The organism is Achromobacter sp. HZ34, from assembly GCF_002209485.1.
Classification (GTDB): Bacteria; Pseudomonadota; Gammaproteobacteria; order Burkholderiales; family Burkholderiaceae_B; genus Bordetella_C.
In genome coordinates, this window is the sequence record NZ_NJIX01000003.1 from 880899 (window position 1) to 900986 (window position 20088).

Sequence of the window (20088 nt, forward strand, 5' to 3'; positions counted from 1 at the left end):
ACTATAGCTTCTTGAAAAGCGCCGCGGCTAAAAGCCCGACGTTGCCCATAAATGTCTGGCGAAACACACCAGACCTCCTCAAGCCCCGGATCCGGCGTAGTGGCCCGCCGTCACGAGCAGCCAGAAAGTCCTCGAACACTTGCCGGTTCGTCGGGGAGAGACGCGGCGATATCCTGCGTATACCTGCAAGGTTTTCATCAATCCAGCCGCGCAACTGCCCTCGCATGAGCAGCCGTATCCGCTGCAAGCGCGCACCCCATCCCAGATTGGAGCCAATCAGGTTGCCACCATGCTGCCTGTACAGCAAACTGGGTTGAGGGTCATACACCACGACGCCATCCGCGGCGCTGACCGCTACATAGGTCCACCAGTCATGCGCCACGATCTTCAAGTCCGGTCCGGCAGAGAGCAACAATTGCCGGGCAGCTTGATTGAACACCATGGTGTTGCCCCCCCCAATGTTCTGCACCACGGCATTACGAAAGCAGGGTGAGCGCTTGAACAACGGCGATAAGCCCAGAGGCCGGCCTTTTTCGTCGATCAGTTGTGTGCGCGAGCAGTATAACGTCGGGGCCTTCCTGCCGTAGGCCTCAAGCCGCTGCAAGGCCCGCTCCAGTTTATCGGGCTGCCAGATGTCGTCCTGATCAGCATAGGAAAAATAATCACCGACGATGCCCCCCCGACACACCAGAGAGAGAAAGTTCGCTGCAAATCCGCGCGCCGGGCCGGGCACTACGCACAGGCGATCCGCCCCCCAGCGTTGGCGATACTGTTCGAGTATGTCCCACGTCCCGTCAGTCGACCCGTCATCGGAGACCCACACCGACCATTCCTGATGCGTCTGGTTTTCGATCGAATTCAGCTGCTCTGCCAGATACTGTGCGCCGTTGTAGGCGCATAGCAGTATGACAACATGGGGGATATCACCATCGCGCGATACGGGCTCGGACCTCTCAAAAGACATTACTTGCATTCAGATTCGTCCACTTCCTTCTTCACCATCAGCCAGCGTGGCGATGCGAAGCGGACCAAAGTTCGATAAAGACCAAGATAAATAATGGAGAAAAGCGCCGCGAACCCCATCAACACATATTCATACTGCCAAAAACATACCGCAGGTATTACGGCGAGCGAAGACAGCACCCATAGATAAGGCGACGTCATGGCATTGCGCTGCACCTTGTCCTTGGCCTCGGTCGACCCTATTGCCCACCGCACCAAACGTTTGTAGACCAGCATATGCAGGTGCACGCCATCCGGCATGCCGGGTGACCGTCCCCGCAACCAGCGCTTTCTGTAAATCGAGAAAAGCGTTTCGAAAACAGGGTATATACAAAGAAGCAACGGAAACCAGGCAGACACATCAGGATGACGGTAGAGCATCAAAACCGAAAGTTCACCGATAAAAAAACCGATGAAATAAGCTCCGCCGTCTCCGAGAAAAATAAGGCCTCGCGGGTAATTCCAGATAAGAAATCCGCCTATGGCTCCTATCATGCCCACCGAAGCCACAACCAACAAGCGGTCGCCTAGATAATAAGAGACGTATGCAAGGCCGGCGAGGATCATCACGGATACCACAGCTGCCAAGCCGTTGTATCCATCGATGATATTGATGGCGTTAGCGGCTCCGCCGACCGCGACCATCGTAAGGAGAAACGAAATTACGGTGAATTGCAGCAGCCAATCGATACCGATTATGTCCAGGCGGACAACGGCCGCCCCGAGAAAATAATACCCAAGGGCGCCAGCGGCCATGGCCAGGACCAAGCGCACAATCGCACGTACTTTCTTCGTTACGTCTTCCGCCAATCCTCCCAGGAATGCGGGCACGCCGGCGGCCAGTAGCAATAAGAGCTGTTTCAGAAGAAAAGGCTCGCGCCACGCTGCCACAACGCAAACTGCCAGCATGGCGATCATGAGCGAGACGCCTCCGACCCGCGGTACCGGACGCACGTGGTATTTCTGCACGCCCGACATATCGTGATCCGATGTGTACCTCGCGTGCCAATGGCCGAAGCGCAGCGTCAGCAGCGTAAATACCGCGGACACGATAAAAGCGATCGACACGTAAAGCATGAGGGGATATCCGCCCTATTACTTATGAAGAATTTTTGAGGGCCTGTCAACCAAAGGGCTGATCCGGCGCGTCCAAGGCTGTCAGCCGGTATCAGCTATCATTACCCCACCAGATAGCTGGACGATTTTACTTCGATTCCTTGCGCGCTGCCTGCCACCTTTACTTGCGTTATGTCACCGTTTCATGACCACGAACCGCCCCTACTGCTTTTTTTCCATCTTGCTCATCGGATCCATCGGGTTGTTACCTGTATTGCTGGTAGCGACATCTCAGGGCGGCAGCGCGTTGTTCTACGTGACTCTCCTGCTGAGCGTGGCGGCGATTTCCTGTCTGTCCGCCCCGCCGGACGGTAGTCTGCGGGGCTACAGGACGTTGACGATCTGCCTGGCTGTGACCCTGGTGGCGGTGCTTGCAAGTCAGGCGACACACCATTTCACGTCGGGGTCAGGATCGGAATTCGAGCGAGCTGGGCGACTGGTGCTCGGCGTTCTGGTCTGTCTGGCCGCCTTTCGCCGCCTGGACGCTGGACACTTACGCTTTCCCGTCCTGGGATTCGGTGCCGCCAGCTGGATCGCCACCGCTACGGTGGCCAAGCTGGCTTGGGAAACAGGGCGCCGCCCCGAAACAGAGGAATACAACGCAGTGGGTTACGGCAATCTGCTGTTGCTGTTTGGCGTGCTCACCCTGTTTTCCCTGGGCTGGCGTCTGACCAAGTACCGACGAACCGAGTCCGTGCTGAAAGTCATCACGGCCATTGCAGCGTTCTATGGCTTCGTTCTGACACAGACACGCACCGGGTGGATGGCGGTTCCGATCTTCATTCTGATTGGCGTAGGACTCTTCGCTCACAAGGCCGGTCGACGCAAAGCCATCGCTATCTGTTTTGTTGCACTAACGATCGCAGTAGGCGTGGGTGCGAGTAGCTCGGCCTTGCGCCATCGAGTCGAAATGGGCGTCAATGAACTGCGCAAATGCGAAATTGCGCCATTGACGGACAGCTCCATGTGCATACGCCTGCAACTCTGGGGCACGGCCTGGCGGATGTTCGCCGAATCGCCGGTATTTGGGGTGGGCGGAGGGAAGCCGTTCGCAGGCCGTCTGAAGGCCGAAGAAGGCCGTGGTGTCTCACACTATGTCGCTCAAAATTTCGGCGAAGCGCACAGCGATCCACTTTATACCTTGGCAACTACAGGAATTCTGGGAGGAATAGGACTGATGCTCGCTTATTTCGCTCCCGCGTGGATTTTTTTTAGACGGCTGACTTGTGAAGGGATCGAGCAGGAATATAGAACGGCGGCTGCGATGGGGTTGGCGTTTTGCCTGGGCTTTGCGGTGTTTGGTCTGACGGAACTGATGTTTCGGGGCATGCGCACTGTTTCGTTCTATGCCGTCAGCGTTGCCTGGTTGCTCGCCGTGTCACAAGCTGCCGGGATCCGGCATCGCGTGGATTGATGCCAGGCAATCCGAGCCAAGCGGGCAACGTAATGGTTCCCCCGCACTAAACTGCCAATTACCGCAACAGCTGTCCGCCGCTTTATGAACCTGAATACGCAAAAAAATAACAACATCGCCCTCCAGGTTTGGGCAATCTCCTTCCTGGCTGTTTTGATTTCTTTCCTATGGCAAGGAAACAAGGAATTCAGCCTTTGGGATGAAGGGTTTCTATGGTATGGCGTTCAACGCGTATTGCTAGGCGAGGTTCCGATTCGTGATTTCATGGCATACGACCCTGGCAGATATTATTGGTCGGCAGCTCTGGTAGGCCTTTTCGGTAACCAGGGCATAATTGGAGTCCGCGCAGCCGCTGCTGTCTTCCAAGCATTGGGACTGGCCGTGGGTTTGTTTCTAGTGGCTCAATCCACAAAAAACAAGAGCCGATCCGAGACTATTTTCTGGCTGTTGTCGTCGGTCACATTCCTGGCATGGATGTTTCCTCGCCACAAAATTTTCGATATTTCGGTCTCGATATTTCTGGTTGGTGTCCTGACACATCTCATCAATAAACCAATACCCAAGCGCTATTTTATCGCCGGAGGATGTGTTGGTTTAGCCGCGGTTTTTGGACGCAATCACGGTCTGTATGGAGCGGTTGGCAGCCTTGGAGTGATCGCGTGGATAAGGATCAAACATCATCCTCACCCAGGTTTTATCAAAGCGACGGCCATTTGGGGCGTAGGGGTGCTGTTAGGCTTTCTGCCAATCATTTTGATGGCTCTGCTGGTTCCAGGTTTTGCGATTGCTTTTTGGGAGAGCGTTCGTTTCTTGCTTGAACAGAATGCCACGAATTTGCCGCTATCTGTCCCGTGGCCCTGGACCATCAACTTTGCCGCAATGTCTGTGGCCGATGCTGCTCGCTCTGTTTTGACGGGCCTGCTCTTCATGGGCACGCTTGTCTTTGGGGTACTGGCAATCGCAGCGGCCGAATGGCAAAGGGCGAGAGGAAAATCAGTCCCTCCGGCATTGGTGGCGACAGCGTTTTTAGCTTTCCCGTACGCACACTTTGCGTTCTCTCGCGCTGATATAAGTCATCTCGCTCAGGGCATTTTTCCGCTGCTGATCGGGTGCATGGTTCTCTTGTCGCAAGCCCGAGGAAAGATTAAATGGCCGCTAGCGGTAGTTCTTTGTGCTGCAAGCGTCTGGCTCACCTTTTTATATCAACCTGGCTGGCAATGCTCGACCAGCAAACAATGTGTCACCGTAGAAATCAGTGGCAGCGAACTGCAGGTTGCCCGAGGCACAGCCAACGATATTGATCTACTACGCCATCTGGCCGCAGAATATGCACCCAATGGTCAAACGTTCATCGCAGCGCCTTTGTGGCCCGGTGCGTATGCCTTACTGCAGCGCAAAGCGCCGATGTGGGAAATTTATGCACTCTTTCCCCGCTCTAAAGCTTTCGAAAAATCTGAAATCGAACGCATCGAGGCGTCAAAACCCGGGTTTGCGCTAATCTTCGATCTGCCGCTTGACGGCCGGGACGACCTTCGCTTTAAAAATACGCATCCGCTAATCAACCAATACATTCAGAACCATTATCATTTATTGCCGAAATCGGGTGATCCGCCGTACCAGATTTACACAGCGAGAAGCTTAAGCCAGTAACGGAAAATGGAGTGCCCGGCGAGAGTTAAGCTTCCTGTAAATTAGTTCACCGCTTTCACCTCTTAACCGCTCCGTCACATCCTGCAACGAACGTTTATGGAGAACCCCGTAGACGAGACCACAAAAACAGGTCCAGAATGGTTGAAACTCCATAAGAAGAAAGGAGACAGCCATGCGCATTTCAGATGCTCAATGGATTCCGTCGACCCAGCATCAAACCTGGGAAGCGCTAACTACCTGTTCAGTTCTTCGGGAATGCATTCCCGGCTGTGTGCAGGTGGAGTGCAAATCGCCGACGGAATATGCCTTTACCGTTCGCGTCAAAGTGGCCGGTCTTGGCGCGGACTATGAGGGCGAGCTTTTGCTCTCGGATGTCAACGCCCCCCACGGTTGCACACTTGTCTTCGAGGGCAAGGGCGCAGCGGCCGGGCTTGCAATCGGCACTGCTCAAGTCAACTTGTCCCCCAAGGACGACGGTACCCGCCTGTCCTATACGGTTGCTGCGATGGCAGGCGGCAAACTGGGCGAAGTCGGCGAGGCCACGCTGGTGAAGGCGGCCGAGAAAATAGTCGAGAAGTTCTTCGCCTCCTTCATCGATTACATGTCGCGGCAACCCCGTGTCGCCCCCCCGGCGCCGCCCCCGACTCCGGAATCACGCGGCCTGCACAATTCGCGTTGGTCCTGGGCGGCAGTGCTGGCGGTTGTGGTGGTATTTGTGGGATATCACACCTTCTTCACCTGATCGCTCCGCTTTCGCGATTTATGGTTTATTGACGATGCGCTCCGCTTGCCGAGAACCGCGTCGTCGCTCGCCTGCGGTGTCATAGCCCAGGCGGGCGGCTTGACGCTGCCGTAGCGTCTCTCGTTGCATATCGTCAACGTCCTTGGTGATATGCTTGCTGCCCCCAGGCTGTAAGCAAATCTAAGCCATGCGTAGCCGCGATATAACCGACCTGCTAATCCTCGCCGCGGTATGGGGCGGATCGTTTCTCTTCATCCGCATGGGCGTGCCCGAGTTTGGCCCGGCCCCGCTGATCGAGCTCCGCGTCGGCCTTGCCGCCCTCGCTCTGCTGCCGCTGCTGATCTGGCAGAACAAGACCCGCACGTTGCTCCGCAACTGGAAAGCAATCTTCGTCGTCGGCACATTCAACGCTACCCTCCCCTTCATTCTGTTCGCCTATGCCGCACAGCAACTGGGCGCAGGTTTCCTGTCTATCGCCAACGCGGTCACACCCATGTGGGGCGCCGCGATAGGCTGGATTTGGCTGGGTGATCGCCTCGCCCCTTCGCGAGTCGCTGGGATGGCTCTGGGACTGGCAGGCATCGTGGTCCTGGTCTGGGACAAATTCAATTTCGGTTCGGGCGGCAGCGGCTTGCCCGTTCTGGCCGCGTTACTGGCGCCCGTCTGCTACGGCATCTCCGCGAATTGCACCAAACGCTATCTGGCCGGCGTCGATGCGTTGACCAATACAGCCGGCAGCATGCTCGCGGCAGCGTTGACGCTTCTTCCCTTCGCCATCTGGACCTGGCCATCGCAGCCCGTCTCCTTCCAGGCCTGGAGCGCCACATTGCTGCTGGCACTTGTCTGCACAGGCTTTGCCTACGTCCTTTTTTTCCGACTGATTGCCAGTGTCGGGCCGACCGGTGCGATTAGTGTGACGTTTTTGGTACCTATCTTCGGCGTGTTCTGGGGAGCCTTCCTGCTTGACGAGATCGTCACGTCCAACATGCTGGCGGGTGCCGCGGTCGTATTGGCCGGTACCGCGCTGGCGTTGGGCCTGATCAGGCTTCCCGCCCTGCGCTGACGTCGTGCGTTGTTGCGGTACGCCGGCGGGCGACACGCCGACGTACCGCGCAATCTCACGATGGGAAACGATATATGTTGTACGACCCTTTGGCTTGGCTGACCTGGGCTTGCGTCTTTCTGGCTGCGGCATGCGCCTGGCTGCAGCCGGCGCGATGGCGGATTCATCTGCCGGTGCTGCTTGCCTTTGGCTATACGGCAGCGACCCTGGACCTGCAGCTAACTTGGGAAGCGCTGGCCATATTTGGCGTCCTGTTCACCGCAGCCGGAGCGGTTCAGCCACGCATGCCTCCTTATCTGCTGGTGCCGGGGCATATGCTCTATATCGGGGTAGCCATCGCATTGGGTACCCATCAACTACCCGGCTTCCAGAATCCGGTGGCGCTCTACGCCGTGCGTACGACACCCGATGCCGTGCCCTTTACGCTGTTCCTGAATCTGGACAAGCCGCTGGTCGGATTTTGGGTGGTTCTTACTCTCCCCTGGATCACGTCACGCCGCTTCTGGCGACAAGTCTTTCCCGCGGCGGGCGCGGCACTGCTTTTGGCAATCCCCCTCTGCATGACCTTGGCCCTTGCACTGGGTATCGTGCACTGGGCACCGAAGCTACCGCCCTACACGTTGCTTTGGACGCTGAATAATCTACTGCTGGTTTGTGTAGCCGAGGAAGCGTTCTTCCGCGCTTACGTGCAGGGTGGGCTGTCTCGACTTTTCCACAATGGCAAGACTGCTCGGTTCGGTGCGCTATTCGTAGCGGCGATTTTTTCCGGCGCGGCGTGTTATGCGGGTGGATGGCGCTGGATGCTACTTGCCACCGTCGCAGGCACCGCGTGTGGCTGGGCTTATCAGCGTGGAGGTCTCCGTGCTGCGGTAATGACGCGCTTTGGTCTGAATGCCGTGCATTTCTTCTTTCTTACGTATCCGGAATTGCAGGCTTCTGCGATGCGTTAGGAGATGAAGCGCAGGCCCCGACACAAGGCTCGCATCTGCTTATGGGAGAATCTGTGCCTCGATTTTTCTCGCAAGCTCCACTGCCAACCGAATGCTGGTCCTGAGCGAATCCAGGTGACCCACGTAGCACGACAGCGCTTCGTTCGCGCGCGTCTCGATAGCGTCGGCTGTGACCAGGCCTTGGCGCACCAGCATTGCAATGTCTTCTCTATCGTTCTGCGCAAATCTGGAAATCTTGCTTACGGCAAGATCCACCGGAGACAGGACGTAGACATCGATGTGGCTGAGACCGAGAGGTACCCGCCAGGCGTCCTCTCGATGATCCTCGTGGATCAGGGAGAACGCCGAGTTGTATTGGGTATCGATGTATAGCCAGGGGTCGCGGCCATTCGTTCCTGGCAACTCCACTGAAAGATCGCCAGGAATGGGGATTCTGGCGTCGAATTCCATATCGACGTCGGTGGTCACCCGATACGCGGTATACAGATGCACTGCGATTCCGCCGGCGATATAGCCCTTGATTGTGCGCTGCAATTGGAGCCGATCCTGCAACTGCAACAGCAGATCGCGCAGCGACCGAGCCAACGGCGTATCGAGATGAAAAGGAAAATTCGCTTTCACGCGCGATCTCTCTCTTCCAACTGACGAAGGAGCATGCTTCGCAATCGCGGCAGCGTCACGATGTGGCCCTGTGCCATCAAGTCGGCGGGCGGCAAACGGCACTCATCGGCGTGTTTGTCGAAATACACCTCGCTCGAAGTCCACAGCGCGTCCGCACGTGTTGGATAGTAGGTTTCCACTGCGGCAGCGGCCAGACGAAAAATGCTAGCCTCAACTTGATCGCGCGCGGACGCTACCTGGCCTAACGCTGCCGCGATGCAGCTATCAAGCATTCGTTGTTCGTTCTCGCGCGCGTCCATGGCGTGACCTCCAAGTCGACGGGAAATTATCACACGGAACCACGAGGACACGGCGCCCTTCTACCTATCAGCCAGGTACGAACACCAACTGATAGTCGGTGGTTGCTACACCCGCTCGAATATCCCCGCAGCCCCCATGCCAGTCCCTACGCACATCGTCACCATACCGTACTTCAATTGCCGACGATTCAATGCGTGCACCAGCGTGGCGGCGCGGATGGCGCCGGTGGCGCCAAGGGGGTGGCCCAGGGCAATGGCGCCGCCCAAAGGGTTGACCTTGGCAGGGTCCAGGTCGAGGTCACGAATGACCGCCAAGGATTGGGCGGCGAAGGCTTCGTTCAGTTCTATCCAGTCGATCTGGTTCAAGCTCAGGCCTGCCTGGTCCAGCGCGGCGGGGATGGCGACGCGCGGGCCTATGCCCATGATGTCCGGCGCGACGCCGCGTACGGCGCAGCCCACGTAACGTGCCAGCGGGGTCAGGCCGTGGTCGCGCACGGCGCGCTCCGAAGCCAACAGCAACACGGCGGCGCCGTCGGAGGTCTGGGAACTGTTGCCGGCGGTGACGCTACCGCGAGCGGCGAAGACGGGCTTCAGGCGCGCCAAGGCTTCCGCGGAGGTGTCTGCGCGCGGACCTTCGTCGCGCGTGAACGCGATGCCGGCTTGCACGGATTCGCCCGTGCCTTGCGACAGGTCGGGCGCACGAAGCGTGACAGCGACGCCGCTGATTTCGTCGTCGAACTCACCTGCCTTCTGCGCTTCCAACGCACGTTGATGCGAGCGCAGCGCGAAGGCGTCCTGGTCTTCGCGCGATACCTGCCATTGTTGCGCGACGCGTTCCGCGGTCAGGCCCATGCCGTAGGCGATGCCGATGTTCTCGTCATTGGCAAAGACGGACGGCGAAAATGACGGGGCGTAGCCCATCATCGGCACTTGGCTCATGGATTCGACACCGCCCGCCAGCATGACGTCCGCCTCGCCGACACGGATGCGGTCCGCGGCCAGGGCGATGGCGCTCAGGCCCGAGGCGCAGAAGCGATTGACGGTCATGCCGGCAACGGTGTCCGGCAGGCCGGCCAACAAGGCGGCCAGTCGCGCGACGTTCAAGCCCTGCGAGCCTTCCGGACGCGCGCAACCGATGACGGCGTCCTGGATGGCGGCGGGGTCCAAGGCGGGTACGCGAGCCAGAGCGGCGCGAATCATGTGCGCCAGCAGATCGTCCGGACGCACGGTGCGCAGCATGCCGCGCGGCGCTTTGCCAACTGGCGAGCGGGTCGCGGCGACGATATAGACGTCTTGGAGATTGCGGGTCATGGTGGCTCCTTAATTCCGTACCGGCTTGCCCGTCTTGAGCAGGCCGGCGATGCGTTCCTGAGTCTTGGGCTGGCCGAGCAGACGCAGGAAGGCACGGCGCTCTTGTGCGAGCATCCATTCTTCGTCCACGAGCGAACCGGCATCGACATCGCCGCCGCAGATGACCTGCGCGACCGCCAAGCCCAACTCGTAGTCGTAAGCGGAGATGAACCCACCATCGCGCATATTCACCAACTGCGCGGTCAGCGTGGCGATGCCGTCGCGGCCCGCTACCGGGAAGGGTTGCTGCAAAGGCGGCCGCCAGCCGGCATCAGCCAGGGCGCCTGCCTGCTGCAGGGCCGCATATAGCAAGGCATCCGGATGAGGAACGATGAGGTCGCTTTCGCGCAGATAACCGATCTCGCGCGCATCCAGGGCGGACCGGGAAACCTGCGCGGTGGCCACGGCCTGCGCGAATTTCTGCACGAACCACAGCAGTGGTGCGTCTGGTGCGCTGGCGGCGCGCAATTCGGCGGCGCGGCGGGCGCAGTAAGCCAGGCCGCCCGCACCTGGCACCAGGCCGACGCCGACTTCGACCAGCCCGATATAGGTCTCCATATGCGCGACGCGCGCGGAAGCATGCACGGAGATTTCGCAACCGCCGCCCAAGGCCAGGCCCGCCAGCGCCACGACGGTGGGCACCTGCGCGTTGCGCATGCGTTGGGCCACGCGTTGCAGTTCACGCTCCATCGGTTCGATGGTTGCCGCCCCGCCCTGCATGTAGGCTTGCAACATGGACTGCAGGTCGGCGCCGGCGGAGAAGGGCTCGCCATCCTGCCAGATCACCAGGCCACGGTAGTTGGCTTCGGCAAGATCTATCGCACGTAGAATCCCGGCCGTGACGGTGGGACTGATGGTGTGCATCTTGGTCTTGAACGACGCGACGAGGATGTCGGCACGGCCAGGCTCGAAAGCCGTCCACAAACGGATATCGGTGTCTTCGTAGACGGTATCGCCCAAGGCCATCACGGCGGCGGCCAGCGCCGGCGATTTCGCCGGTGCGGTCGATGCCGTGGACGAGTGCGCCGCCAACTTCGCGGCGCCTGCTCTCGCTTCGCCCACCAGCAACGGCGGCGCCAGATGCGTTGCGTAGACGGCCAGCATGCGCCGTGGCTGGAATTGGCCGAGCGTGGGGTTCCACGAGCCTTCCGGCGTATGCACACCGCCCGCCTCCGCGACAGGTCCTTCAAGGACCCATGACGGCAAGGGCGTCGCAGCCAATGCCGCGCCGCTGTCGATGTCCTCCTGGATCCAGCGCGCGACCTGCAACCAACCCGCCGCCTGCCAGACTTCGAACGGCCCCTGCGCATGGCCGAAGCCCCAACGCATGGCCTGGTCCAGGTCGCGCGCGGTCTCCGCGATGTCCGCGAGATGCACCGCCGCGTAATGGAAGGTATCGCGCAACAAGGCCCAGACGAAACGTGCCTGCGGGTGATCGCAGGCATGCAAGTCCTGCAGTCGGCGTGCCGGATCGCGCTGGGACAAGGCAGCAGCAACCCGGTCGTCCAGCTGTGCATCGATCGGCACGTAATCCCGGCTGGCCGGATCCAGGCGCAGGATGGCCTTGCCGGCCTTGCGATAGAAGCCCGCGCCCGTCTTCTGCCCTAACGCGCCATTACGCAGTAGCTCCGCCAGTACCGGGGGCGTGGCGAAGGTCGGATGAAAAGGGTCGTCCGGCAGTCCATCCTGCATGGTACGCATCACGTGCGCCAGGGTGTCCAGGCCGACCACGTCCGCCGTGCGGAAAGTGCCGGATTTGGCCCGGCCCAGGCGCTTGCCGGTCAACTCGTCGACCATGTCGTAGGTCAGGCCATGACGATCGGCTTCTATCATGGCCGCCATGATGCCGAAGACGCCAACGCGGTTACCCACAAAATTCGGCGTGTCCTTCGCCCGCACCACGCGCTTGCCCAGATCGGCGACGAGGAAGGTCTCCAGGTCGTCCAGCAACTCGGGCGCCGTAAGCGGCCCGGGGATCAATTCGACCAAGGGCATGTAGCGCGGCGGGTTGAAGAAATGCACGCCGCAGAAGCGTGGCTGGATGTCCGCTGGCAGGCTCGCCGCCAGCGAACTCAGCGACAAGCCGGAAGTGTTGCTGGCCAACGTGGCATGCGGCGCCAGCGCGGGCAGGATCAAACGGTAGAGTTGCTCTTTCCAATCCAGCCGCTCGGCAATCGCTTCGATGACCAGGTCGCACTCGTGCAGGCGGTCCAGGTGTTCGTCGTAGTTGAGCGGTTCGATGTGCTGGGCCAAGGCAGGCAGCGCAAGTGGCGCCGGGTTCAGCTTGGCCAGGCCCGCCACGGCCTTGCGCGCGATGGCGCTGCGGTCGGCACCTTCCGCAGGCAGGTCATACAGCAGCACCGGCACACTGCTATTGACGCAATGCGCGGCGATCTGCGCGCCCATCACGCCGGCGCCGAGCACGGCTACCTTGCGTATCCGCGCGGTGGGGGTCAAGGTGACCTCTTCAACGGTGGGATGCTTGCTTGTCTCCATGCCTGTCTCCTGCGGCGCCCCCGCGAATTACAGCGGCGCATCGGTGCATTTATCGTAAGGGCCAGCATAACGCGAGCATCGCCCGCTTGTCCGCGCAACATGACTCATCCGACACGGTGCCGCAAAGCATTCCAGCAGCGCGCCGGAAAGCCGCGGCGACGCGGTGGCGACTGAAGCGCCCGTCAATACTTTCCGGACCGTCCCGTCAACGCCACGCCCAGGCGCAGCACGGTATACGACACCGTATCCACACACCGCCGCAACCATCCACGCCGTGCGTACTCGACACTGCGCACCAGCCGCCCGCCCCGCGCAATCTCCGCCTCCAGGCGCGTATGCAGCTCTTCCGCGAAGCCCGCGTTATCCACCACCACATTGGCTTCACGCGCCAGCAGCAGGCTGAAGGGATCCAGGTTGGACGAACCCACGGTCGCCATGTGATCGATCACCGCCACCTTGGCATGCAGGAAGCTGGGCATGTATTCGTAGATCTCGATACCCGCGCGCAGCAACTCTTCATACAGCGCATGCGTGGCGTAGTACTGCATGCGGTATTCGATCTTGCCTTGCAGCAGCAGACGCACCCGCACACCACGCGCCGCGGCGCGGGCCAAGGCCTTGCGAAAGCGCACGCCCGGAAAGAAGTACGCGCTGGCGATGAGGATCTCCTCGCGCGCGCGGGAAATCCCGTACAGATAAGCCCGCTCGAAGGTATTACGAAACCGCAGGTTGTCCCGCAACACCAGCGCCGCGCGCAACCCGCCGGCCGGCGGCTGGGCGGGCGCATCGCCCGGCTTCTGGAGCCGGCGCCATTGCGCAGGCCGCCGCCATTGCTTGGGATGGCGCCGCGCCGCCGCCCAGTTCAATCTCACCCACAGCAGGTCCTGCGCATGCACGGCATAAGGCACCAAAGGCCCCCGCACTTCGACGGCGAAATCGAAGCGGGGATTCGCGGCGATTTCCTCCGTCAAGGCCACATCGTCGTAATCGTCCTGGATATTGATGCCGCCGATGAAAGCGATCTCGGAATCCACGATGGCGACCTTGCGATGCAAACGGCGCAGCCGGCTGCGCGAGAACATCAAACGCTTGATCCAGTGCGGCTCCGGCCGGAAGATGCGGCAATCGCCGCCCGCCGCCTTGATGCGCGCGACGACAGCGTCTCCCTGTTCCTGGCTGCCGAAGCCGTCGATCACCACGCGCACGCGCACGCCGCGTCCGGCAGCGCGCTCCAGCGCCTCCAGCACCTTACGTCCGGTGCGATCCAGCAGGAAGATATACGTTTCCAGATGCACATGATGGCGTGCATCGTCGATGGCCTCGCACAAGGCCGGAAAGAAATCCGCGCCGTTCATCAGCAGGCGGATGGCATTGCCTTCCGTCCAGTCCAACCTCAAGGCATGCGTACTCAAGGGATTTCCAGTTCGGTCAGCAGGGGAGCATGGTCGGACAGGCGTGACCATTCACGGCCACGCAATACGCGCGCGCTGCGCACCGCGAAGCCGCGCTGGTAGATGCGGTCCAGCCGGAACCAGGGGAACACGGCGGGAAACGTGCGCGGCGGCGGCGCGATGCGGTAATTGCCGTCCATGGACACCAGGTTGTGGCGTTCCAGCATGGACAGGCTGTTGGGCACGCCGCGCAGCACATTGGTCAGCCGCCGCATGGAATCGCGCAGGCGTGGAACATCGCCGCCATGCGAGCGCGGCGCGTGCGAGAACACTTCATAGACGCCCAGCCGCTGGACGAACAAGGGCGACAGCCGGTCGCCCCAATCGTTGAAATCGCCGGCGATCAGGATGGGGGCGCCCGCAGGCACCAGGCGATCGATCCGGTCCGTAAGGGCCTGGATCTGCCGCTCACGGCTGCCCGCGAACAAGCCAAGGTGCACCACGAAGCAATGCACGTCGTGGCCCTTGATGCCCACGCGCGCATGCAGCAGGCCGCGCTGCTCCATGCGGTGATCGGAGATGTCCTGGTTTTCGTGATCGAGGATGGGATAGCGCGACAGCAGCGCATTGCCGTGGTCCGACGCACTGCGCACCGCATTGCGCCCGTAGCAGACTTCCATCTGCAGGGCCGCGCCCAGCGACATGTGCTGGGCATCGATGACGTTGCGGTGGTCATTGCGCCCCTGCACTTCCTGCAGGAAGACGAGGTCCGGGCGCAGGCCATGCAGCCCCAGGCGCAATTCCTTGAGCGAATCGCGCGCACCGGACGCGGATTTGCCTTTGTGGATGTTGTAGCTGACGACGCGCAGTATCGACATGGTGCGTGGACACTAACCCAATAAAAACGGCGCCCGTGGAAGCTCCAGCAGGCGCCGCATCCCGGTATTCATGCTACCGAGGTTACCGCATTTATTTGACTTCGGCGTTGCGCAGGCGAATATGCAGTTCGCGCAATTGCTTCTCGTCGACCGCCGACGGGGCCTGGGTCAGCAGATCCTGGGCACGCTGGGTCTTGGGGAAGGCAATGACGTCGCGGATCGAATCGGCACCGGTCATCATGGTGCAGATGCGGTCCAGGCCGAAGGCGATGCCGCCGTGCGGGGGCGCACCGTACTGCAGCGCGTCCAGCAGGAAGCCGAATTTCTCTTGCGCTTCCTCGGCGTTGATCTTCAGCGCGCGGAACACCTTGCTCTGGACTTCCTCGCGGTGGATACGCACCGAACCGCCACCGATTTCCCAACCGTTCAGCACCATGTCGTAGGCCTTGGCGAACGCCTTGCTGGGATCGGTCTCCAGGAAGTCCTCGTGGCCGTCCTTCGGGCTGGTGAAGGGGTGGTGGGCAGCGGTGTAGCGGGCGTCTTCCTCGTCGTATTCGAACATGGGGAAGTCGACCACCCACAGGGGCTGCCAGCCGGCCGTGAACAGGCCCGTGGTCTTGCCGAATTCGCTGTGGCCGATCTTGATACGCAGCGCGCCGATGGCGTCGTTGACGACCTTCTCGCGGTCCGCGCCAAAGAAGATGATGTCGCCGTCTTGCGCACCGGTGCGCTTGAGCAGCTCGTTCAGCGCAGCGTCATGAATGTTCTTGACGATGGGCGACTGCAGGCCTTCGCGGCCCTTGGCCACTTCGTTGACCTTGATCCAGGCCAGGCCCTTGGCGCCGTAGATGCCGACGAACTGGGTGTAGCTGTCGATTTCGCTACGCGACAGGGCCGCGCCGCCGGGCACGCGCAGGGCGACCACACGGCTGCCCGGCGCGGTAGCGGCCGAAGCGAACACCTTGAAGTCGACGTCGCGCATGATGTCGCCGATGTCGGTGAATTCCAGCGACACGCGCAGGTCGGGCTTGTCCGAACCATAGCGGCGCATGGCTTCGGTCCACGTCATCGTGGGGAAGGTGTCGGCCAGGTCGACGTTCTGCACCACCTTGAAGACGTGGCGGATCATGCCTTCGAAGATTTCACGGATCTCGAATTCGTTCAGGAACGAGGTTTCGCAATCGATCTGGGTGAATTCCGGTTGGCGGTCAGCGCGCAGGTCTTCGTCGCGGAAGCACTTGGTGATCTGGTAGTAGCGGTCGAAACCCGACACCATCAGCATCTGCTTGAACAGCTGCGGCGACTGCGGTAGCGCGAAGAACATGCCGGGGTTGACGCGCGACGGCACCAGGTAGTCGCGGGCGCCTTCGGGCGTGCTCTTGGTCAGCATGGGGGTTTCGATGTCGATGAAACCCAGGCCGTCCAGGAACTTGCGCACTTCGATGGACACGCGATAACGCAGCATCAGGTTGCGCTGCATCTGCGGGCGGCGCAGGTCCAGCACGCGGTGCGTCAGGCGGGTGGTTTCCGACAGGTTGTCGTCGTCCAGCTGGAACGGCGGCGTCACCGACGCGTTCAGGATTTCCACTTCCTTGCACAGCACTTCGATCTCGCCCGAGGCCAGATCCGCGTTGGCGGTGCCTTCCGGACGCAGGCGCACCAGGCCGGTGACCTTGATGCAGAACTCGTTGCGCAGGCGCTCGGCGGTGGCGAAAGCGGCGTTATCCGGATCGAACACGATCTGCGCCAGGCCAGCACGGTCGCGCAAGTCGATGAAAATCACCCCGCCGTGGTCGCGGCGGCGGTTTACCCAGCCGAACAGGGTAACGGTCTGACCTAGTTGGTCACGGCAAACCTGGCCGGTGTAGCAGGTACGCATACGGGAAAACTCCGTTATTGACTTTGTTGAGGCGTCACGATGATTGGGGGCCTTGCCGGGACGCCAGCTTATTGCTTGGGCCCTGTCGGCCCATCATTACTGGGTCGACGAGCGCCTGGCGCGGTGGGAATCGCGCCAGGGGGCATGGAAGGTGGAACCGAGGGTGGAACCGCAGGCGGCGTGGCCGCGGCGGTCGACGCCGGGGGGGCCACGACACCCATGGAAACCACATACTTCAGCGCGGCATCCACGCTGATATGCAAATCGATGACGTCGCTGCGCGGCATCATCAGGAAAAAACCGGAAGTCGGATTGGGCGTAGTCGGAATGTAGACACTGACGTGCTCGCCTTGCAAGTGCTCCGCCACTTCACCACTGGGGGTGCCGGTCAGGAAGGCGATAGTCCACGAGCCATGGCGCGGGTACTGGATCAGCACCGCCTGGCGGAAAGCCTGGCCGTTGGGCGCCAGCACGGTGTCGCTGACCTGCTTGACCGAGTTGTAGATGGAACGCACCAGGGGGATGCGGCCGACGATCTTTTCCCACTGCTCGACCAGGGTGCGGCCCAGCAGGTTGGCCGTGAACACGCCGGTCAGCAGGACCACCACGATCACCAGCACGAAGCGGAAACCGGGGATGTCGACCCCGAACAGCGATTCCGCCGACAGGAAATTGGGGACGAAGCCTTCCAGCGTGGCGACGAGCACGCCCAGCACCCACACCGTGATGACCAGGGGCACCCAGATCAACAGGCCGGTGATGAAGTACTTCTTGAAAAAGCGCATCGACATCGGGGTCGTCAGGACGCGGCGGGACTTGCGGGCTTGGCAGCCGGCGCGGGGGCGGCCGGGCTGGCGTTGCTGCTACCGCTGCTGGACGACGCGCCGCTGGACGACGAGTCAGCCGGCTTGGATTCCGCCGTGGCTTCCTTGGCGGAGGATCCGCTGTCGGCGCCGGTGTCTTTCTTGGCCGCGGTCGAGCCGTTGGCGGCGTTGCCGTTGCCGTTATTGCGGAAATCGGTCACGTACCAGCCCGAGCCCTTCAGCTGGAAGCCGGCGGCGGTGACTTGCTTGGAATAGGCACTGGCGCCGCACTCAGGGCAGACCGTGAGCGGTGCGTCGGAGATTTTTTGCAGGACGTCCTTGGCAAAACCGCAGGCGCTGCATTTGTAAGCGTAGATGGGCATGGTTCGACCCCAAGGGCGTCGGCACAAAAAAATCGCTCGCCCTATCCCAGGAGACAGCTCCCGGAACGGCGGCGAGGCCGGCAAAAAAAGCGGGAAAGTCTTGAATTTTAGCGTATAGAAGGCGCCCCCGTTCCAAGGCGCGCGCCGCCGCCCGGGGGCGGCATTCACGGACAGCCGGAGCCGGCTGCGCGGCCCCGGCCCACGACGCCTCGGCGCTGGCCTGTAACAGGCCGGCGGCTTCGCCGGCCGCAGCCGGGTTTGGCCTCGATCCCTGGGCCGATCCGGGAGGTGCGACTAGCGCTCAATGCGCCGAATACTGCGCCGAACATGGGCGATCGCCCCCACGATCACGCCGCGACGCCGGCGTCCTCCAGGATCATCGCGGCGCCCTTTTCCGCGATCATGATGGTAGGCGCGTTGGTGTTGCCCGACGTGATGGTGGGCATGACCGACGCGTCGATCACCCGCAGTCCCTGCACCCCGCGCACCCGCAGCCGGGGGTCGACCACGGCGCGGTCATCCACGCCCATCTTGCAGGTGCCTACCGGATGGAAGATGGTGGTGCCGATGTCGCCCGCCACGCGCATCAGGTCGGCATCGGTGTGGAATTCCACGCCGGGCTTGTATTCCTCCGGCTTGTAGCGCACCAGTGCCGGCTGCGACACGATGCGGCGGGTCAGCCGCACGCTGTCGGCGGCGACCTGGCGGTCTTCCGGGGTGGCCAGGTAGTTGCACTGGATGTGCGGATGCTCACGCGCGGATGGCGACACGATACGCACATGGCCGCGGCTGGTCGGGCGCAGGTTGCACACCGACGCCGTGAAGGCGGGGAAGGTGTGCAGGGGGTCGCCGAATTTCTCCAGCGACAGGGGCTGCACGTGATATTCGACGTTGGCGCGGGTCTGCTCCGGTCCCGAGCGCGCGAATGCGCCCAATTGCGACGGCGCCATGGTCAGCGGCCCGCGCTTGGCGAAGGCGTATTGCATGCCCATCATGGCCTTGCCCCACAGGGTGCCGGCGATGGCGTTCAGCGTCTTGGCGCCGGTCACCTTGTAGACCAGGCGCAGTTGCAGGTGATCCTGCAGGTTCTCGCCGACGCCCGGCAGGTCCTGCACCACCGGGATACCCAGGTTCTGCAGCATGGCGGCGGGGCCTATGCCCGATACCTGCAGCAATTGCGCCGATCCGATGGCGCCGGCTGCAAGCACGACCTCGGCGCGCGCCAGGGCCACGCGATCGCGGTTGTCTTCGCCCTGGAAGTGGACACCCTCGACGCGGCGGCCGGAGAACGCCAGGCGCGAAACGCGGGCGCCTGTCACCACTTTCAGATTGGGACGCTTCAGGATGGGATGCAGGAAGGCGCGCGCGGCGCTCCAGCGGATGCCCCGGCGCTGGTTGACGTCGAAATAGTCGCAACCTTCGTTGTCGCCGCGGTTGAAGTCACGGATGGGGGGGATGCCGGCCTGTTCGGCGGCGGCACGGAAAGCATCCAGCAGCGCCCAGGACAGGCGCTGGCGTTGGACGTGCAGTTCGCCGCCCTTGCCATGGTAGGAATTGCTGGCGCCGTGGTAGTCCTCGCCACGGGTGAAATAAGGCAGGACGTCGCGCCAGCCCCAGCCGGTGTTGCCCGCGGCGGCCCAGCCGTCGTAGTCGGCGGCCTGACCGCGCATGTAGATCATGCCGTTGATGGAGGAACTGCCGCCCAGCACGCGGCCACGCGGATAACCGAGGGCGCGGCCGTTGAGGCCCGGGTCGGGTTGGGTGCGATAGCACCAGTCGGTGCGGGGATTGCCGATGCAATAGAGATAGCCGACGGGGATGTGGATCCAGCGCCAGTCGTCGGGACCGCCGGCTTCCAGCAGCAACACGCGGATGTTGGGGTTGGCGGTCAGGCGGTTGGCCAGCAGGCAGCCGGCCGAACCAGCGCCCACGATGATGTAATCGAACGTCCAGCCTGCGTCGGCGACCGGCTCGTCTTCATAAGCGTTGCTACTCATCTCGTCTCCTCGGTCCCGCTCGTGGCGGCGGGTCCAAGGGGTTTTAGACGACTT

The 20088-nt window shown here is 61.7% G+C and carries 17 protein-coding genes; 5 read left to right on the top strand and 12 right to left on the bottom strand.

Annotation, left to right across the window (positions count from 1 at the left end; translation table 11 throughout):
* Position 1: 1 nt before the first annotated feature.
* Positions 2 to 973 carry a glycosyltransferase family 2 protein gene (locus CEY05_RS16055; RefSeq protein WP_233161537.1) on the bottom strand — a complete coding sequence of 324 codons (972 nt, stop codon included), beginning with the start codon at positions 971 to 973 and terminating at the stop codon, positions 2 to 4.
* Positions 964 to 2079, bottom strand: coding sequence for a glycosyltransferase (locus CEY05_RS16060; protein ID WP_088599360.1), 1116 nt, complete (start codon positions 2077 to 2079; stop codon positions 964 to 966). Before CEY05_RS16060 ends, CEY05_RS16055 begins: the two co-directional genes overlap by 10 nt.
* Positions 2080 to 2263: 184 nt before the next feature.
* Here CEY05_RS16060 and CEY05_RS16065 point away from each other — a divergent pair, with 184 nt between their 5' ends.
* From CEY05_RS16065 to CEY05_RS16085, 5 genes are all read left to right on the top strand, one after another.
* On the top strand, positions 2264 to 3532 hold the full coding sequence (locus tag CEY05_RS16065) for an O-antigen ligase (RefSeq protein ID WP_088599361.1): 1269 nt from the start codon (positions 2264 to 2266) through the stop codon (positions 3530 to 3532).
* Between the two features lie 84 nt (positions 3533 to 3616).
* Positions 3617 to 5182 carry a hypothetical protein gene (locus tag CEY05_RS16070; RefSeq protein WP_088599362.1) on the top strand — a complete coding sequence of 522 codons (1566 nt, stop codon included), beginning with the start codon at positions 3617 to 3619 and terminating at the stop codon, positions 5180 to 5182.
* A 172-nt stretch (positions 5183 to 5354) separates the two neighbouring features.
* A complete protein-coding gene (locus CEY05_RS16075) occupies positions 5355 to 5924 on the top strand; it encodes a carbon monoxide dehydrogenase subunit G (RefSeq protein WP_088599363.1) in 570 nt (189 codons plus the stop codon).
* A 187-nt stretch (positions 5925 to 6111) separates the two neighbouring features.
* On the top strand, positions 6112 to 6987 hold the full coding sequence (locus CEY05_RS16080; RefSeq protein ID WP_088599364.1) for a DMT family transporter: 876 nt from the start codon (positions 6112 to 6114) through the stop codon (positions 6985 to 6987).
* Between the two features lie 74 nt (positions 6988 to 7061).
* Positions 7062 to 7937, top strand: a complete 876-nt coding sequence (locus CEY05_RS16085; RefSeq protein WP_088599365.1) for a CPBP family intramembrane glutamic endopeptidase — start codon at positions 7062 to 7064, stop codon at positions 7935 to 7937.
* Positions 7938 to 7976: 39 nt separating this feature from the next.
* Here CEY05_RS16085 and CEY05_RS16090 read toward each other — a convergent pair whose 3' ends face one another.
* The 10 genes from CEY05_RS16090 to CEY05_RS16135 form a co-directional block, all read right to left on the bottom strand.
* Positions 7977 to 8558 (bottom strand): DUF6036 family nucleotidyltransferase, encoded by a 582-nt coding sequence (locus tag CEY05_RS16090; protein WP_198952789.1) that lies wholly within the window; start codon positions 8556 to 8558, stop codon positions 7977 to 7979.
* Complete coding sequence (locus CEY05_RS16095) at positions 8555 to 8857, bottom strand: hypothetical protein (protein WP_233161538.1); 303 nt, start codon at positions 8855 to 8857, stop codon at positions 8555 to 8557. Before CEY05_RS16095 ends, CEY05_RS16090 begins: the two co-directional genes overlap by 4 nt.
* Positions 8858 to 8962: 105 nt before the next feature.
* Positions 8963 to 10168 carry an acetyl-CoA C-acyltransferase gene (locus CEY05_RS16100; RefSeq protein ID WP_088599366.1) on the bottom strand — a complete coding sequence of 402 codons (1206 nt, stop codon included), beginning with the start codon at positions 10166 to 10168 and terminating at the stop codon, positions 8963 to 8965.
* Between the two features lie 9 nt (positions 10169 to 10177).
* Complete coding sequence (locus CEY05_RS16105; RefSeq protein WP_088599367.1) at positions 10178 to 12703, bottom strand: 3-hydroxyacyl-CoA dehydrogenase/enoyl-CoA hydratase family protein; 2526 nt, start codon at positions 12701 to 12703, stop codon at positions 10178 to 10180.
* A 182-nt stretch (positions 12704 to 12885) separates the two neighbouring features.
* The gene (gene clsB / locus CEY05_RS16110; RefSeq protein WP_255407771.1) at positions 12886 to 14115 is read right to left on the bottom strand and encodes a cardiolipin synthase ClsB; all 1230 of its coding nucleotides are present in this window, start codon (positions 14113 to 14115) and stop codon (positions 12886 to 12888) included.
* Positions 14112 to 14972, bottom strand: coding sequence for an endonuclease/exonuclease/phosphatase family protein (locus tag CEY05_RS16115; RefSeq protein ID WP_088599369.1), 861 nt, complete (start codon positions 14970 to 14972; stop codon positions 14112 to 14114). Before CEY05_RS16115 ends, clsB begins: the two co-directional genes overlap by 4 nt.
* A gap of 91 nt (positions 14973 to 15063) precedes the next feature.
* Positions 15064 to 16851 (bottom strand): aspartate--tRNA ligase, encoded by a 1788-nt coding sequence (gene aspS, locus CEY05_RS16120; protein ID WP_088599370.1) that lies wholly within the window; start codon positions 16849 to 16851, stop codon positions 15064 to 15066.
* Between the two features lie 68 nt (positions 16852 to 16919).
* Positions 16920 to 17636 (bottom strand): DUF502 domain-containing protein, encoded by a 717-nt coding sequence (locus CEY05_RS16125; RefSeq protein WP_198952809.1) that lies wholly within the window; start codon positions 17634 to 17636, stop codon positions 16920 to 16922.
* A gap of 14 nt (positions 17637 to 17650) precedes the next feature.
* Entirely contained in the window at positions 17651 to 18037 is a 387-nt protein-coding gene (locus CEY05_RS16130; protein WP_088599372.1) for an FmdB family zinc ribbon protein, read from the bottom strand.
* Between the two features lie 347 nt (positions 18038 to 18384).
* Positions 18385 to 20034: a GMC family oxidoreductase gene (locus CEY05_RS16135; protein ID WP_088599373.1), complete on the bottom strand. Its 1650-nt coding sequence runs from the start codon at positions 20032 to 20034 to the stop codon at positions 18385 to 18387.
* Positions 20035 to 20088 lie beyond the last annotated feature (54 nt).